The organism is Halarchaeum sp. CBA1220, from assembly GCF_003721175.2.
Lineage (GTDB): Archaea > Halobacteriota > Halobacteria > Halobacteriales > Halobacteriaceae > Halarchaeum > Halarchaeum grantii.
The window spans coordinates 188,402-204,141 of the sequence record NZ_CP054708.1 but is presented as its reverse complement, the minus strand read 5'-3'; the positions used below and the strand labels follow the sequence as shown (position 1 = coordinate 204,141).

The 15,740-nt window shown below is 70.9% G+C and carries 14 protein-coding genes; 7 read left to right on the top strand and 7 right to left on the bottom strand.

Features of this window, described 5'->3' with window-relative positions; genetic code table 11:
• Positions 1–27: 27 nt before the first annotated feature.
• Together EFA46_RS11465 and EFA46_RS11460 are read left to right on the top strand one after the other, a co-directional pair.
• Positions 28–1,581: a hypothetical protein gene (locus EFA46_RS11465; RefSeq protein ID WP_158604273.1), complete on the top strand. Its 1,554-nt coding sequence runs from the start codon at positions 28–30 to the stop codon at positions 1,579–1,581.
• 207 nt (positions 1,582–1,788) lie between these two features.
• Entirely contained in the window at positions 1,789–3,252 is a 1,464-nt protein-coding gene (locus EFA46_RS11460; RefSeq protein ID WP_123077564.1) for an MATE family efflux transporter, read from the top strand.
• A gap of 20 nt (positions 3,253–3,272) precedes the next feature.
• On the opposite strand, the gene EFA46_RS11455 is transcribed toward EFA46_RS11460, so the two are convergent.
• From EFA46_RS11455 to EFA46_RS16250, 3 genes are all read right to left on the bottom strand, one after another.
• A complete protein-coding gene (locus EFA46_RS11455) occupies positions 3,273–4,604 on the bottom strand; it encodes an NRAMP family divalent metal transporter (protein ID WP_123077562.1) in 1,332 nt (443 codons plus the stop codon).
• A gap of 225 nt (positions 4,605–4,829) precedes the next feature.
• Positions 4,830–5,717: a DMT family transporter gene (locus tag EFA46_RS11450; protein ID WP_123077560.1), complete on the bottom strand. Its 888-nt coding sequence runs from the start codon at positions 5,715–5,717 to the stop codon at positions 4,830–4,832.
• The gene (locus EFA46_RS16250; protein WP_255494119.1) at positions 5,717–5,839 is read right to left on the bottom strand and encodes a hypothetical protein; all 123 of its coding nucleotides are present in this window, start codon (positions 5,837–5,839) and stop codon (positions 5,717–5,719) included. The genes EFA46_RS11450 and EFA46_RS16250 overlap by 1 nt, the downstream gene beginning before the upstream one ends.
• Before the next feature lie 124 nt (positions 5,840–5,963).
• Here EFA46_RS16250 and EFA46_RS11445 point away from each other — a divergent pair, with 124 nt between their 5' ends.
• From EFA46_RS11445 to EFA46_RS11430, 4 genes are all read left to right on the top strand, one after another.
• A complete protein-coding gene (locus tag EFA46_RS11445) occupies positions 5,964–6,800 on the top strand; it encodes a proline dehydrogenase family protein (protein WP_123077558.1) in 837 nt (278 codons plus the stop codon).
• Between the two features lie 148 nt (positions 6,801–6,948).
• Positions 6,949–7,095 carry a hypothetical protein gene (locus EFA46_RS11440; protein WP_176969883.1) on the top strand — a complete coding sequence of 49 codons (147 nt, stop codon included), beginning with the start codon at positions 6,949–6,951 and terminating at the stop codon, positions 7,093–7,095.
• Positions 7,088–8,749 carry a sodium/proline symporter gene (locus EFA46_RS11435; protein WP_123077556.1) on the top strand — a complete coding sequence of 554 codons (1,662 nt, stop codon included), beginning with the start codon at positions 7,088–7,090 and terminating at the stop codon, positions 8,747–8,749. Before EFA46_RS11440 ends, EFA46_RS11435 begins: the two co-directional genes overlap by 8 nt.
• Positions 8,750–8,751: 2 nt before the next feature.
• Positions 8,752–9,270, top strand: a complete 519-nt coding sequence (locus tag EFA46_RS11430) for a hypothetical protein (protein WP_123077554.1) — start codon at positions 8,752–8,754, stop codon at positions 9,268–9,270.
• A 34-nt stretch (positions 9,271–9,304) separates the two neighbouring features.
• Here the strand turns inward: EFA46_RS11430 and EFA46_RS11425 are convergent, their stop codons facing one another.
• Together EFA46_RS11425 and EFA46_RS11420 are read right to left on the bottom strand one after the other, a co-directional pair.
• Positions 9,305–10,012, bottom strand: a complete 708-nt coding sequence (locus EFA46_RS11425; RefSeq protein ID WP_123077552.1) for a helix-turn-helix domain-containing protein — start codon at positions 10,010–10,012, stop codon at positions 9,305–9,307.
• 182 nt (positions 10,013–10,194) lie between these two features.
• Positions 10,195–11,712 carry an aldehyde dehydrogenase family protein gene (locus EFA46_RS11420; RefSeq protein WP_123077550.1) on the bottom strand — a complete coding sequence of 506 codons (1,518 nt, stop codon included), beginning with the start codon at positions 11,710–11,712 and terminating at the stop codon, positions 10,195–10,197.
• Positions 11,713–11,844: 132 nt separating this feature from the next.
• Between EFA46_RS11420 and EFA46_RS11415 the strand changes: the two genes are divergently transcribed.
• The gene (locus EFA46_RS11415; RefSeq protein WP_123077548.1) at positions 11,845–12,228 is read left to right on the top strand and encodes a hypothetical protein; all 384 of its coding nucleotides are present in this window, start codon (positions 11,845–11,847) and stop codon (positions 12,226–12,228) included.
• A gap of 34 nt (positions 12,229–12,262) precedes the next feature.
• On the opposite strand, the gene EFA46_RS11410 is transcribed toward EFA46_RS11415, so the two are convergent.
• A complete protein-coding gene (locus tag EFA46_RS11410) occupies positions 12,263–13,090 on the bottom strand; it encodes an SDR family NAD(P)-dependent oxidoreductase (protein WP_123077546.1) in 828 nt (275 codons plus the stop codon).
• 69 nt (positions 13,091–13,159) lie between these two features.
• Complete coding sequence (locus EFA46_RS11405) at positions 13,160–15,643, bottom strand: PAS domain S-box protein (protein WP_123077544.1); 2,484 nt, start codon at positions 15,641–15,643, stop codon at positions 13,160–13,162.
• Positions 15,644–15,740 lie beyond the last annotated feature (97 nt).

Here is a 15,740-nt window from a genome sequence, read left to right as displayed (position 1 = left end):
GGGGGCCGCTGACCCAGTTTTCCCCAGATGCCTTCCGCCCTCCGCGACGGCTTCCGCGTCGCGCTGAACCGCCCGCGCGTCTTCGCGCTCGCGGGCGGCGCGCTCCTCGCCGAGTGCGCCCTCCGACTCGCGCTCGCCGTCGCCCACCCCGTGCTCGCCGTCGTCTGCCCGCCCGTGGTCGCCGTCCCGGTGCTCGGCGCGCTCGCACCGGCCGTCCGAACCGCCGTCGCCGACGCGGACGCGACCCCGAACTGGCGCGTCGCCGACCGCCTCCGCGAGCGCGGCCCGCGCCTCCTCGCGCTCGCCGTCGGCTGTCACGCCGTCGCGCTCGCGCTCGGCGCCGCCGCGTTCCTCGTCCTCGACACGCCCGTCCGATACGCCGTCTACGCCGCCGGCGGCTCCGTCTCGAAGACCGTCGTCCACGTCGCGCCGCTCGTCGGCGTCGCCGCCGGTGCGTTCGTCGCGTGGGGCGCGCTCGCGCCCGCCATCGGGCGCGCCGCCGCCGGCGCTCCTCTCCGAGCGAGCGTCCGCGCCCCGCTGTGCGCGCTCGCGGACCGGCGTCGGAGCGCCGCCGCGCTCGGCCTGCAGGCGGCGTGCGCGCTCGTCGCGCTCTGCGTGGCCGCCGCCGTCCTCCTGCTCGCGGACGCGCGCTACCCGACGCGGGACGCGGCGCTCGTCGCGCTCCTGACGCTCGTGCTCGTCGTGACGGCGACGCTCGTCGTCCTCGTCGCGCTGGCGTACCCGATGCACGTCGCGCTCGCCGTCGGGTCCGAGCGGGTGGGTGCCGTCCCGGTTCGGCGCGTCGCGCTCGCCGCGCTCGTCGTCTTCGGCCTCGTCGTCGGCGCGGGCGCGATACGCGTGACCGAGACGCGCCCCGGCGTGGGGAACGCGGACGCGACGCTGCCGGCGAACGCGACGGACGCGTACGCCGTGGCACGCGAGCGGACGGTCGCCGGGAGCTATCGCGTCGTCACGACGGAGACTCGCGCGGACGAGCGCGTCGTCGCCACGGCCGCCGTCGAGCGCGACGACCGCCGCGTCTCCGTGGCGCTGCGTTACGACGACCGGACGCAGTCGGGGTACGCGGACAGCGGCGTCGCCTACCGCCTCGCCGGCTTCGACCCGGCGCTGTTCGCGCTCGGCGAGCGCCGCGTCGACGGCGGCGTCGCGGTGGCGCTCCCCGGCTACTGGCAGCTGACGGACGGCGACGCCGTCACGGGCCCGGCGGGCTACGGCCTCCCCGAGGCCGGCACGGGGGCGTGGACGACGGTTCGCGAGGCGAACGGGACGCGGACGCTCGAGCTGCGCGGGGGCCCGGCGGTGTTCGACGCCCTCCAGCGCGGCGGGGCGTCGAGCGTGAACGCGTCGACCGCGCGGGTACGACTGCGCGTCGACGAGGCGCGTGGCGTCGTCCTCGGCGGCCGCGCGCGCCTGAACGCGACGCTCGGCGACGGCGAGCACCGACTCGTGCGGAACGCCACGTACGCCGTCGAGACGGGCGAGGAGGTATCGGTCGACCGGCCGGACGCGCTCGGGTCGCGCTCGCTCGGCGCGTGGACGTGGGACGTCTTCGCGTACTGACGCGACGGCCGCCCCGGCGGGGCGGGCACGCCACAGCAGTACGCGAGAGCGTCCCGTGAGTGGGAGACGCGAGCACACGGGGTCGCCGTACCGAAGGCTTTTGACTGAATAGTTAGTAAACACGGGCATCCAGATGCGTATCATCGCTGTCACTGCGCCCTCCCACACTGCGTGCGGCCCCGAGTCGCCCACGGGGGTGTGGCGCTGATGGGCGTCCGCCGGCAGGTCGAACGGCTGTTCAAGGGTCCCGAGGAGTTCGACCTCACGTCCGGGAGCATCGGGAAGCCGCTGTTCTTCCTCTCGCTCCCCATCGTCGTCACGAACCTCTTCCAGACCGCGTACAACCTCGCGGACACCTTCTGGCTCGGCCAGTACAGCACGGACGCGCTCGCCGCCATCAGCTTCGCGTTCCCGATGGTCTTCCTCCTCATCTCGCTGGGCCTCGGCATCTCCGTCGCCGGGAGCGTCCTCGTCGCGCAGTTCACGGGCGCGGGCGCCGAGCGCGACGCCGAGTACGCCGCCTCGCAGACCGTCACGTTCGCCGGCCTCGCCTCCGTCCTCCTGGGCGGCGTCGGATACTTCCTCGTCGACGACTTCCTCGCGCTGATGGGGGCGTCCACGGACGTCCTCCCGATGGCGACGAGCTACATGGAGGTCATCTCGCTCGGCCTCCTCTTCATGTTCGGCTTCGCCGTCTTCATCTCGCTCATGCGCGGCTACGGCGACACCATCACGCCGATGCTCGTCATGTTCGGCTCCGTCGTCCTCAACATCGTCATCGACCCGTTCCTCATCTTCGGCTGGACGGTCGTCGAGAACGCCCCCCTCGTCGGCACGCTCGCGTTCCCCGAGCTCGGCATCCAGGGCGCGGCTATCGCCACCGTCTTCTCGCGCGCGCTCGCGCTCGCCGTCGGCCTCGCGATCATGTTCCGGGGGACGCGCGGCGTCCAGATCAACCTCCGCGACATGGCGCCCGACCTCACCTACCTCCGTCGCCTCGCGCGCATCGGCGTCCCCGCGTCCATCGAGGGGACGGGGCGCGCGCTCTCGATGAACCTCCTCCTCTTCATCGTCGCGTTCTTCCCGGACGCCGTCGTCGCCGCCTACGGCATCGGCACGCGCGTCTTCTCCGTCATCTTCCTCCCGGCCATCGCCGTCGCGCGCGGCGTGGAGACGATGACCGGCCAGAACGTCGGCGCGGAGAAGCCCGAGCGCGCCGAGCAGGCCGCCGACCTCGCGGCGAAAGTGCTCTTCTGTGTCCTCAGCGCCGCCGGCGTCCTCGTGTTGCTCGCCGCCGAACCGATAGCGAGCGTCTTCACCACCGACCCCGCCGTCGTCGACATCTCCGTGGAGTTCCTCCGCTACGTCGCGCTCACGTTCGGCTTCATCGGCGTGATGCGCGCGTACACCGGGAGTTTCCGCGGCGCCGGCAAGACGCTCACCGCCGCCGCCATCTCCGTCGTGATGCTCGCTGTCGTGCGCTTCCCCGTCGCGTGGTTCGGCGCGGAGTCCATCGGTGAGACCGGCATCTGGGTCGCGTTCGCCGTCTCGAACGTCCTCGGCGCGCTCCTCGCGTACGCGTGGTACAAGCGCGGGACGTGGCGCGACGGCGACCTCACGGAGGACCGCGTCGACGTCGAGGACGCGAGCGGCGCGGTGAGCGACGACTGACGGAGCGGCGCGCGCCGCGACTACGCCGCGTCGCCGCTCGTCGGGCGCTCGAGCGCGTACTGCACGAGGAGGCCGAGCGTCGCGAGCGCGACGAGGACGGCGAAGACGAGGACGGCGCCCGCGAGCGGCGCGAAATCACCGGAGAGCTGTTCGCGCACGAAGTTCGCGGCGAGCGCGCCGGTGACGGCGAGGAGCGCGATGCCGCCGAGGTTCGCGAGCGTCGAGTTCGACTCGGGGACGGCGTCGGAGTTGAGGAGGTAGAGGACGACCGCGATGGCGAACGGCGTGCCGACGGTGCCGAGCGCGAGCACGAGCACGAGCTGGCCGAGCACCGCCCCGCCGACGAACGCGCCGGGCGCGGAGAGCAGCGCGACGGCGGCGAGCAGGCCGCGATAGCGGGCGTCGGAGACGTCGGTCTCCCACCCGAGTTTGTCCGCGAGGACGTACGGCGGGACGATGGTGTTGCCGCCGAGCGTGGAGACGGCCGCACCGCCGAGTCCGAGGAGGAAGAGCCACTGGGCGTTCGCGCCGACGAGCGGGCCGAGGGCTTGGGCGGCGCCGACGGTGCCGAGGCCCGGGTCGGTGAGGACGCTCGCGGCGACGAGGAAGATGGCGACGCTGTAGACGCCGAACGCGCCGAGCATGGAGACGCCGACGTCGAAGGTCGCGAGCCCGTAGTCCTCGCGCGTCCAGTCGCGCGCACGCATCGTGTAGGAGTGCATCGTGATGAGCGTGACGTGGACGGCCCCGCCGAGAATACCGGCGGCGACGAGCGCGCTGTTCGCGGGGAGCGTGGGGACGAGGCCGGCGGCCGCCGCGCCGGGGTCGACGGGGACGACGAGGAGCGACGCGGCGAACGCGAGGACGACGCCGGCGACGAGGAGTTTCGCGACGAACTCGAGGAGGCGATAGCCGCGGCCGGCGAGCCCGAGCGCGAGGACGAGCGCCCAGAGGACGCCCCACGCCCAGGCGGGCGTGCCGGTGATGGTGGCGGAGACGGTGGCGACGGTCTTCATGATGACGAGCTGGGCGACGCCGGCGGCGAGGACGACGTCGACGACGAGGAGCCACGCCCACCACTCGCCGAGGTGGTCTTCGACGACGCCGACGACGCCGCGTTCGGTGAGGAGGCCGAGGCGCATCGCGAGGTACTGGGAGAGCGCGCCGGCGACGGCGGAGAGGACGACGACCCAGAGGAGGGCGTAGTCGTAGCTCGCGCCCGCCGTCAGCAGACTCGCCATCGACGCGGGGCCGGCGGCGATGGCGCCCGCGACCCACGACGGCCCCATCTCGGAGAGGTACTCGCGGACGCGGCCGCCCGAGACGGCGGTGATGTCGTGGCGCTCACTCATCCGGTCGCCCTCCGTGAGCGGCGTGCGAGCGGGTGCGTGAGCGCGCGAGCGCGGACGGGGTCGCGGCGGGCGGCGAGCGGCCGGGCCTCACCGGCCGCCGCGCGTGGAAAGCACGAGGCCGGCCGCGTCCGTTCCGAGTCGGGTCGTCGGTGGCGACGAACTGCATACCACGTGGTTTTACTCTCCAGTAATAAGGCGTGTGAATTCGGGGCGGTCGTCGCGGGCCTACTCGGTGTTCACGAGGAGCGTCCCCGCCGCGAGGAGGACGGCGCCGAGGAGGAAGCCGGGGCTGAGTCCCTCGCCGAGGAACGCGACGCCGAGGAGGACGCCGACGACCGGTTGCGCGAAGAAGAACACCGCGACGGTGCTCGCGTCCGCGTACTCCATGCCCTTGTACCAGCAGTACCACGCGAGCGCGGTGCTGAAGACGCCGAGGTAGACGACGGCGCCGAGCACCGGGAGCGTGAGCGGGACGGTGGCGAACGCGCCCGGCGAGAGGGCGTACTCGAAGGGGACGAACGCGCCGAAGAGCGGCACGGAGAGGACGGTGGCGTACGTCGCCGTCTCGAGCGCGGAGTAGCGCCGGACGAGCGGTTTCGCGTAGACGGTGAACGCCGCGAAGCAGAGCGCGGACGCCAGCAGGAGACCGACGCCGAGGAGCGCGCCGTCCGCGAGCGCCGCGAGGTCGTACTGGCCGGCGAGGACGACCAGCGCGCCGACGGCGGCGAGCGCCGCACCGCCCGCCTTCCGCGCGGTGAGGCGTTCGTCGAGGACGCCGACGCCGAGCGCGAGCACGAAGAGCGGCGTCGAGACCGTGAGGAGCGAGCCCTGACTCGCGTTCGTCAGGTCGGTGCCGACGAACTGCGTCGTGAGCGCGCCCGTGACGAAGACGGCGAGCGCCGCGAAGCGCCGCCACTCGGCGCGCGAGAAGGAGCGCGCGGGCGTCGACGCGCGGACGACGGCGTAGAGCGTCGCGGCGCCGAGCGCCACCCGAAGGAACGCGAGCGTCAGCGGCGGCACGGCGTCGAACCCCCACTTGCTGACGACGTACATGCCGCCCCAGAGCGCGGCGGCGACGAGCGGTGCGGCGGCGAGGAGTCGCTCCCGGTCCATCACGTGGACGGGAGGACGCCGCCCTGATGAGTTGTCGGGTTCGCCGCCGACTCGCCCCCCGCGAGGGGTGCGGTACGCGTTGTCGGCCGGTGCTCCCGGCGGTCGCCCTCGGTCGACTGCACGAACCGTCGTCCGACCCCCCGATATGTGGGACCGTAGCGTGACGGTTCAGTTTATTTCTATCTATAATCGGCGAATCGTTTGGTAGGGTGACTCTTTAGGGGGATATGTTCGGATGGTGTGTGTATGATTCCCCCAATAGCGAATCGGTTCGTCGCCGGGGAGGAACCGGAGGCGGCGCTCGCGCACGTCGCCGAGGTCAACGACCGTGGCGTCGGCGGCATACTCAACCTGCTCGGCGAGCACTACGACGACCGGCCGTCCGCGGACGCGGACGCGGACGCCTACTGCCGGCTCGTCGACGGGATCGCCGAGCGCGGCCTCGACGCGAGCGTCTCCGTGAAGCCCTCGCAGATCGGAATCGACCTGCCGACGACGGCGTTCGAGGAGAACCTCGCGCGCATCGTCGACCGCGCCATCGAGCGCGACGTCTTCGTCTGGGTGGACATGGAGGACCACGAGACGACCGACCAGACGCTCGATGCGGTCTGCGAGCAGGCCGAGCGCCACCCGCACGGCGTCGGGCTCGCGATTCAGGCGAACCTCAAGCGGACCGAGGCGGACTTGGAGCGCCTCGCGGACGTTCCGGCGGCCGTCCGCCTCGTGAAGGGCGCGTACGACGAACCCGCCGCTATCGCCTACCGCGAGCAGGAGACGGTCGACGAGAAGTACCGGGAGTACCTCGAGTTCCTCTTCCGGGAGTTCGACGAGGGCGTCGCGGTCGGGAGCCACGACCCCGCGATGCTCGAGTACGCACGGGAGCTCCACGAGGAGTACGGGACCCCCTTCGAGATCCAGATGCTCATGGGCGTCCGCGAGGACGCCCAGTTCGACCTCGCCGCCGACTACGACGTCTACCAGTACGCCCCCTACGGGCCGAAGTGGTTCCAGTACTTCTACCGGCGGGTTCGCGAGCGCAAGAAGAACGCCCTCTTCGCGTTGCGCGCCGTCGTCGGCGTGTAGGGGGGAGACGCTCGCCGCCGTCCGGACCGCCCACGCAGACAGCGATATGTAGACATTCGTCTTGTTAACCCCCAATTACCGGAGAGTAAGCCAATAAATAAACGATTATCCAAAACATTTATAGACACATAGTGCAGAACGGTGAACGATGCCAGACGGAAACTCGACCAACCTGTTGTACCTGTTCGGGCCGTTCGTGGTGTACCTGGTGATGCTCGTCGTCTACTACGTCTGGGAGGGCAGGCGCGAGCGTCGCCTCCACGAGAAGTACGAGACGGAGGGCGAACATGCCTAGCGGCATCGCGGGCTCGGCGGGCACGTGGGTGCTCGGCACCTTCGCCGCCTACCTCCTCGTCCTGCTCGGCATCGGCCTCTACTCCTCGCAGCTGATGGACACCGTCGACGACTACGTCATCGGCGGCCGCGAGGTCGGCCCCGTCGTCACCGGCTTCTCCGAGCGCGCCTCCGAGATGAGCGGCTGGCTCACCCTCGGCGTCCCCGGCGACGCCTACAACACCGGCGTCATGGCGTTCTACAACGCACTCGGCATGATCCCCGCCGACCTCTTCGCGTGGGCGGGCATGGCCAAGCGCCTCCGCAAGTACTCCGAGATCGTCCGGGCCGTCACGCTCCCGACGTTCTTCGCGACGCGCCTGCAGGACGACACCGGCCTCGTGAAGGGCGTCTCCGCCGTGATGCTCATGCTCTTCGAGGGCGGCTACGTCGGCGCGCAGATCGTCGCCGCCGGCACTCTCCTGCAGGTCCTCACCGGCGTCTCCCCGCTCGTGGGGATTCTCGCCGGCGGCGTCATCGTCGTCGGCTACACCATGCTCGGCGGCTATTTCGCCGTCGCGTGGTCCGACTACTTCCAGGGCGCCATCATCCTCGCCGCGTTCATCCTCCTGCCCGTCCTCGCGTTCACCTCCTACGGGCTCCCCTTCGACGACCTCGCCGCGATGGGCGGCGGCCTCTCCAGCGTCACCGCAGGGATGACCGGCTGGGCCGCCGTCTTCGGCATCATCAGCTACGCGGCCATCGGGCTCGGCATCCCCGGCAACCCGCACGTGATGGTGCGCTTCATGGGCATCGACGAAGTCGAGAACATCCGTCTCGCCGCCGTCGTCGCCCAGCTCTTCATGTTCGTCGCCTACATCGGCGCCGGCTTCGTCGGCCTCTACGGCCTCGTCGTCTTCGGCGGCGGCATCTCGAACACGGACAACGTCATGCCGATGCTCACCATCGACCTCTTCCCCGGCTGGCTCGCCGGCATCATCCTCGCCGCCGCGCTCGCCGCGATGATGTCGAGTGCGGACTCACAGCTCCTCGTCGCCACCAGCGCCGTCGTCGAGGACGTCTACCACGGCTTCATCGACCCCGACGCCGGCCAGGAGAAGCTCGTGCGCTACTCCCAGCTCGTCACGCTCGCGCTCGGCGCCGGCAGCATCATGTTCGCCTACCTCGCCAAGGACACCCCCATCTACACGCTCGTCCTCGACTACGCGTGGGGCGGCCTCGGCGCCGCCATCGGGCCGACGCTCATCGCCGCCCTCTGGTGGAAGCGCGTCACCGCGACGGGCGCCGTCGCGAGCATGCTCGTCGGCTCCTCGACGATGGTCCTCTGGACGCAGCTCTCGACGCTCCTCGGCGTCCTCGGCCTGAGCGGCCTCGCCGAGGGGTCGGGCTTCCTCGCGAGCTTCCTCGGCGTCTACGGGCTCTTCCCCGCCTTCATCCTCTCCATGCTCGTCCTCGTCGTCGTCTCCCTCCTCACCCAACCCCCGGAGGGCGTCGACGAACACTTCGACATCTTCGACAAGCCGCTCTCGACCGTCGTCGAGGAGGACACCCCCGATTACGCGACCGACGGCGGCCGCGACTACGCCCCGAAGGCCGTCACCGAGACCGACACCATCCGCGCGCACGTCGACGCGGCGGACTACTGGGAGGAGTGAAGATGGCCGCGAACCCGACCCGCTCGGACGCGCCCGCCCCCGACGCCCGCACGGGCACGCGTCGCGAGTCCGCGACCCTCGACGTCATCCCGCCGCAGGTCGAGCGCGACGACGTCGAGGCCGACGGCCGCGTCGGCGCCGTCGCCTACCCGTATCGGATCTACGAGGCGAGCGCCACCGTCGGGCGTGCGTTCCTCTCGGACCGCGAGGTGACGTACGTCGCGAGCGTCGACCGCGCGCGTCGCCTCGTCCTCCGCGCGGACGTCGTCCCCGACGTCGACTCCCGCGACGTCGCGGACGTGCTCGTGCTCCCCGCCGACCTCCCCGCAGAGCTCTGCCGCGAGCGCGCCCACGACACCGTCTTCGAGTGGACGACGCGGAAGTTCGCGCTCGCGAGCGCCCCGGACATCACGTTCGAGCGTCGCGTCGACGCCCGCAAGCTCTTCTGGCTCGCGGAGCGCGACGACGGCGACGTCATCGTCGACAGCGTCACCGGCGACGAATCGCGTCTCGAGGGCTGAACGACCCGCAGTCGCGTCTTTTTCGCGACGAGAATCAGAAGTCGAGCAGCGTCCCCTCGGCCTTGCGCAGGTGCTCGAGGAGCGTCGTCTTCGAGATGTCGAGTTCGTCCGCGAGCTCGCGCGTCGAGACCTCGCGCGGCCACTCGTAGTAGCCGCGCTCGCGCGCGAGCTCGAAGACCTCGCGCTGACTCGGCGTGAGCTTATCGAGGAGGCGCGTCTGGCGCGCGTCCGTGCCCGCCGTCGAGACGCTCGCGACCTCGATGTCCGCGCCCGTGCGCTCGCGTATCTCGTCGATCTCCGCCTCGATCTCCGAGCGCTCGCCCGCGTAGCAGACGTGCCACGACTCGCGGCCGTCCTCGATGCAGCCGGGCGCGTTGTGGACGAAGCCGCGCTCGAGGAGCTGCGGGCAGATCATGTCGCTCGGGTCGTACTCGAGGAAGAACTCCCGGGAGACGGAGCCGGGGGTGACGCGGCGCGTGTCGAAGCGCGTCTGGAGTTCGTTCAGGCTCCCGGTGAGCGGGGAGTCCTCGATGTCCGCGAGGAGCGCCTCGACCTCCGACTCGCTCTCCCCGAACGCCGTGAAGACGCCGCGCGCCGTCGCGTCCCCGCCGACGGGGTTGTCGTAGATGGCGTGCGCGAGCACGCCCCCGGGGAGCCGGTCGGTCGCGCGGATAGCCCAGCACTCCGGGTGCCACAGGTCGAGTGTGAGATGCGTTCCCGTTCCCGCCGTTGCCTGGCTCATAGTGTGACGATACCTCTGGGTTCCTTTTGGCAAACGATACCATAAGGCTGTCTTTCGGACGCATCCGAGCGGGCGGTCGCCGAGCGCGGTCGGCGACCGGGGGAGTGGACCGAACGAACGGGGGGGGAGAGCAGAAGAACGGGGCGAGCGGGGAAAGCCGACGCGGCGACGCGGTGAGGTCGCTATTCGTCGTCGGTCTTGATGTCGGCGGAGAGGCCCTGGGCCATCTCGATGTCCTTCGAGTTGTTGAGCGTCCACGCGGTGCGCTCGGTGACGGCCTCGATGGCTTCGCGCGCGGACGCGGGGCCGGAGCCGGACTTCTTCACGCCGCCGAAGGGGAGGTGGACCTCCGCGCCGATGCAGGGGAGGTTTCCGTAGGAGAGGCCGACCTCGGCGTGGTCGCGGTAGTAGTTGATCTGGCGGTAGTCCTCGCTGACGATGGCGCCGGCGAGGCCGTAGTCGACGGCGTTGTGGATCTCGAGCGCGCGCTCGATGTCGCCGGAGTAGGGGATGAGCGCGACGTGCGGGCCGAAGACCTCCTCTTCGATGCAGCGCAGTTCGTCGTCGTAGTCGGTCTCGTAGACGAACGGCCCGACCCAGAAGCCCTCCTCGTGGCCGTCGGGGATCTCCTCGGCGTCGAGGTCCTCGCGGTCGACGAGGACGTCCACGCCCTCCTCGCGGGCGAGCTGGTTGTAGTCGTGGAACTTCTCGACCTGATCGGCGTCCGCGAGCGGGCCCATGAAGGTGTTCTCGTCGAGCGGGTCGCCGACCGCGACGTCCTCGGCGAGGTCGACGAAGCGCGACTTGAACTCGTCGTAGACGTCCTCGTGGACGATGAGGCGCTCGGCGGAGACGCAACGCTGGCCCGTCGTCTTGAACGAGGACATGAGCGCGGAGTGGACGGCGATGTCGAGGTCGGCCTCCTCGGTGACGACGACCGCGTTCTTCCCGCCCATCTCGAGGGCGACGTCGCGGCCGGGGACGCCGCCGAGTTTCTCCGCGATGGAGTGGCCGACCTCCGCGCTCCCCGTGAAGAGGACGGTGTCGACGGTGTCGTTCTCGACGATGGCGTTCCCGGCGTCGCCGTACCCCTGCACCATGTTGAACACGCCGTCGGGGATGCCGGTGTCGTCGAACATCTCGGCGATGATCTGCCCGCAGTACGGCGTCTGCTCGGCGGGCTTCCACACGACCGTGTTCCCCTCGACGAGCGCGAGCGCCATGTGCCAGAACGGGATGGCGACCGGGAAGTTCCACGGCGTGATACAGCCGATGACGCCGCGAGGCTTGCGGCGCATGTAGGCGTCCTTGCTCGGAATCTCGGAGGGGACGACGTCGCCGTGCGGGTGGCGGGCGTTCCCGGCCGCCCACTCGACCATGTGCCACGCCTCGGTGACGTCGGCCTTCCCCTCGCTGATCTCCTTCCCGCACTCCTGTGAGACGGTCCGCCCGAGCTCCTCGTGGCGGTCCTTCAGCTCCTCGTATATCTCCCAGAGGTACTCCGCGCGGTCCACGTAGGAGAGCGCGCGCCACTCCTCCTGTGCGTCCTCGGCGGCTTCGACGGCCGCCGCGACGTCCGCCGGCGTCCCGCGCTGGAACTCGCCGAGCGTCTCGCGCGTCGCCGGCGAGCGGCTCTCGAACGTCTCCTCGCCCTCACCGGACCGCCATTCGCCGTCGATGTAGTGCTCGTGAACGGGCATACTAGCTGAAAGGACGGACAGCCACTAAAGTGCCCACCCGACCGTAGTCGGGTCGATACTGGTATATTTCCGCCGTCGCCGGACGGCGCGGTCGAGTGAGAGTTTTACGCCCGGCGCACGCACGCTCGACGCATGAGCATCACCGGCGGTAGTGACGGCGGCGAGATGACGCTCGCGTTCTCGCTGGCGGCCATCGAGCGCCTCGCCGACCCGAAGGCGGCCCTCGAGGACGCGCGGCAGTGGAGTCGTCACGTCGGCGTCGTCGACCACGACCGAAGCGGCGTCGAGCGCGTCGTCGAGGCGCACGACCTCCCGCAGGACTACGACCTCGGCGACCTCGACATCTGGCTCGCACTCGAGGGCATCCGCGACGACGCGGACACCCCGCGCTACGTCTACGTCGCCACCACCGAGGACGACCGGCGGCCCGCCGACTTCCTCGACTGGGAGTTCCAACTCGTCGGGGACGCCGCTGAGCGGGCGGGCTGGCCGCTCGCAGAAGACGACGAGGAATGAGCGCCGCGCCCGGCGACCCCGGGGGCCGCGCCAATCAGACAGTGTGGTAGCCACCGTCCACGTAGAGCAGGTGGCCGGTGACGTAGTCGGCGTCGTCGCCCGCGAGGAAGAGGTAGGCGCCCGCGAGGTCCTCGGGCGTCCCGAGTCGGTCCATCGGGATGTCCGAGCCGACCGTCGTCGCGTCGAGGTCCGGGAGGTCGGCGTCGTCAACGATGAAGGACTCCTCGCGCTCGCCGCCGATGTCGGGGTTCCCCTCGCCGAACGACGTCTCGATGATGCCGGGCGCGACGGCGTTCACGCGGATGCCGTGCGGTGCGAGCTCCGCCGCCGCGACCCGCGTGAGCATCATCACCGCGCCCTTCGAGGCGTCGTACATCGAGTGGCCGACCTGCGCGTACTCGGAGCTCACCGACGCCGTGTTCACGATGGCGCCGTCGACGCCGCGCTCGAGCATGTCGCGCGCGGCCGCCCGACAGCCCGCGAAGACGCCGCGAGCGTTTATCGCCATCACTTGGTCGAACGCCGCCGTCTCCGTCTCCGTGAGCGAGGCGTGGCGGTAGATCCCCGCGTTGTTCACCATGACGTCCACGCCGCCGAACTCGCGCGCGCCCTCGACGACCGCCGCGACCGCGTCCGCGTCGGAGACGTCCGTCTCCACGAACTCCGCGCGGCCGCCCGCCTCCTCGATGGCTTCGTGCGTCGGCGTCGAGAGGTCGTCCTCCTTCGGGACCTCGCGGAGGTCCGCGTTGATGACGGTCGCGCCCGCCTCGCCGAAGCGGAGCGCGACCTCGCGGCCGATGCCGGAGGTCGCACCAGTCACGATCACGGTGTCGTCCGAGTAGTCGTGGGACGTCGTACCCATACATGCCGTCGTGCGACCGGGCACTTAGCCGTTCGGCCGGCCCGGTCGAAGCCGGCGCGACGGCGCGCCTCACTCCGCGCGCGGGAAGACGAGCTCGAACGCCGCCCCCTCCTCCGGCCCGCCGAGGTCGGCGTCGCGGACGTCCACCGCGCCGCCGTAGGCCGCCATCATCTCCGTCACGAGGTAGAGCCCGAAGCCGTTCCCGGGTTCGCTGAGTTCGGAGACGCCCTTCCGGAGGACGGACGCCTTCTCCTCGTCCGGGATGCCGGGGCCGTTGTCGGCGACGTGCACGCAGAGCGCGTCGCGCTCGGTCGCCTCGGTCCCGTCGTCCGGCCGCGCGTCGCCGCTCGCCGCGTCGGCGTCCACCGCACAGGTCGTCTCCGTCACCCACACCTCGACGCGCGGCGTCTCCGCGTCGTTGTGGACGACGGCGTTCTCGAGGACGTTCTCGAGGACCTCGCCGAGGAGGTCGTCCGCGACCACCGTCGCCTCGGCGTCCGGGAGGTCGTGCGTCTCGAAGACCGCGTCCGGGTGGGCGTCGGCGACGCCCGCGACCGCCTCCTCGAGCGCCGCCCGGAGCGACACCGGGTACGTCTCGTGCTCCGACTCGTTCACGACCGCGTCCATGAACGTCCGCATCGTGTCGATGAGCGAGGAGAGGTCGTCGGCGCGACGCGAGATGGTCTGCACGTGCTCGAGTGACTCCGGGTCGTCGATTCGGTCCTCGAGGATGTCGGTGCGGGCGCCAACGAGGTTCAGCCCGTTCAGGATGTTGTGCCGGAGGATGCGGTTCATGAACTCGAGGCGCTCGCGCTCGTGTTCGAGTTCGCGCTCGCGCTCGCGCTGCTCGGTCATGTCCTCGACCACCTTCGTGTAGCCGACGTGCGCGCCGTCGGCGTCGTGACGCGCCGCGATAGTCACGTCCGCCCAGAAGCGCGTGCCGTCCTTCCGGACGCGCCAGCCCTCGTCGTGGGCCTGCCCCGTCTCGGCGGCCTCCGCGAGCAGCGACTCGGGCACCCCCGCCTCGACGCGCTCCTCGGGGTAGAAGACCGAGACGTGCTCGCCGACGATCTCCGACTCCGCGTAGCCCTTTATCTGCGCCGCGCCGGGGTTCCACGACGTGACGTGCCCGCCCTCGTCGAGCGTGAAGATGGCGTAGTCGTCGACGCTGTCGACGAACTCCTCGAACTTCGCCTCCTCCTCGCGGAGCTCGCGACGGCGCGCCTCGAGGAGCTGGGTGCGCTCGAGCTCGTAGCCGATCCAGCTCCCCATCAGCTCGACCATCGTGAGCTGCCAGTCGTCGAACTCGTCGGCCTCCTCCCGGTCGAGGAAGCAGAGCGTCCCGTAGAGCGTGCCGTCCGCGTAGACCGGCGTCCCGACGTACGACTCGAAGCCGGCGTCCGTCCCGTACGCCTTCTCCGCGACGTCGAGCGGCCGCGTGCCGAACTGGATCGTGCGCTCGGCGGCGACCGTGTGTCGGCAGTGCGTCTCCGCGAGCGGGAGGGTGTCGCCGGCCGCGACGTCGCCCGCCTCGGACTGGGCGACCTCGACGTGGTAGGTGCCCTCGTCGGCGTCGATCCGGGCGAACGAGCCGTAGTCGGCGTCGAGGAGCTCGCGGCCCACCCCGATGAGGGCGTCGACCTGCTCCTCGAACGTGAGCGACGCGTCCGAGATGGACTCGTAGAGCTCGCGGAGCTTGCGCTCGCGGAGGTCGAGCTGGCGCTCGCGGCGCTTCACCGCCGTGACGTCCGTGTAGTGCTCGATGCGCCCGCCCGCGTAGAGCCCGCTCTCGATGGGCTGACTCGAGTGTTTGAGCCAGCGCTCCTCGCGCTCCGGTCCGCCGAGCAGGTGGCACTCGAACTCCGCCGAGCCGGCGTCGGGCGCGTACGTCTCGAGCACGCGCTCGCGGAACGCCGACGGCTCCTCGAAGCGCGCCGCGATGGACTCCTCGACGAGGGCGGGCTTGTGTCGGCCGACGACCGCCTCGCGTTCGATGCCGAAGTACTCCTCGACCGCCTCGTTGACCCAGACGACGTCGAACTCCTCGTCGAGGATGAACGTCGCGACCTCGGAGGTGTCGAGGACGTCGTCGGTGAGCGTCCGGTACTCCTCGCGGCTCCGCGCGAGCTCGTCGCGAGCGATGCGCTGGCGTGCGCTGTAGACGCCGATGGCGAACGCGAGCGCGGCACCGAAGACGACCCCGTCGAGCGCGAGCACGAACGGCTTGAGGTCGCGCATCGCCCACAGCTGGAGCGCGATCACGAGCGCGTAGAGGCTCGCGACCGCCGCGGTGATGCCGAGCGTCCACTTCGCTACCGCCCACGCGTAGGCGTCCGCCCAGTCGCGCCGGCGGAGCCAGAAGCCGCCCCAGACGAGCGCGAGCGCGAGCAGGACGAGCGGCGCGTTCTCCACGGCCGTCGTCGTCACGCCCCACGAGAGGGTGGTGACGTCGTCCCACGCGTCGTAGAGCGGCACGAGGAGGACGAGGACGCCCAGCAGGGAGACCACGACCCACGAGTGCGCGCTCGCCCACGCCCGAAGCCCGCCGTTCATGCCCTCGACTTCGAGTCACCATCGGTTAAGCCCGATGCCCGATTCGGGGGCGGCGGGGCGGCCGGTACCCGAGTCACTGCCGGCCGACGCGTGAGTC

Coding starts and splice junctions, on each gene's coding strand:
- EFA46_RS11465 (WP_158604273.1), top strand. CDS start 28: ATGCCTTCCGCCCTCCGCGACGGCTTCCGCGTCGCGCTGAACCGCCCG.
- EFA46_RS11460 (WP_123077564.1), top strand. CDS start 1,789: ATGGGCGTCCGCCGGCAGGTCGAACGGCTGTTCAAGGGTCCCGAGGAG.
- EFA46_RS11455 (WP_123077562.1), bottom strand. CDS start 4,604: ATGAGTGAGCGCCACGACATCACCGCCGTCTCGGGCGGCCGCGTCCGC.
- EFA46_RS11450 (WP_123077560.1), bottom strand. CDS start 5,717: ATGGACCGGGAGCGACTCCTCGCCGCCGCACCGCTCGTCGCCGCCGCG.
- EFA46_RS11445 (WP_123077558.1), top strand. CDS start 5,964: ATGATTCCCCCAATAGCGAATCGGTTCGTCGCCGGGGAGGAACCGGAG.
- EFA46_RS11440 (WP_176969883.1), top strand. CDS start 6,949: ATGCCAGACGGAAACTCGACCAACCTGTTGTACCTGTTCGGGCCGTTC.
- EFA46_RS11435 (WP_123077556.1), top strand. CDS start 7,088: ATGCCTAGCGGCATCGCGGGCTCGGCGGGCACGTGGGTGCTCGGCACC.
- EFA46_RS11430 (WP_123077554.1), top strand. CDS start 8,752: ATGGCCGCGAACCCGACCCGCTCGGACGCGCCCGCCCCCGACGCCCGC.
- EFA46_RS11425 (WP_123077552.1), bottom strand. CDS start 10,012: ATGAGCCAGGCAACGGCGGGAACGGGAACGCATCTCACACTCGACCTG.
- EFA46_RS11420 (WP_123077550.1), bottom strand. CDS start 11,712: ATGCCCGTTCACGAGCACTACATCGACGGCGAATGGCGGTCCGGTGAG.
- EFA46_RS11415 (WP_123077548.1), top strand. CDS start 11,845: ATGAGCATCACCGGCGGTAGTGACGGCGGCGAGATGACGCTCGCGTTC.
- EFA46_RS11410 (WP_123077546.1), bottom strand. CDS start 13,090: ATGGGTACGACGTCCCACGACTACTCGGACGACACCGTGATCGTGACT.
- EFA46_RS11405 (WP_123077544.1), bottom strand. CDS start 15,643: ATGAACGGCGGGCTTCGGGCGTGGGCGAGCGCGCACTCGTGGGTCGTG.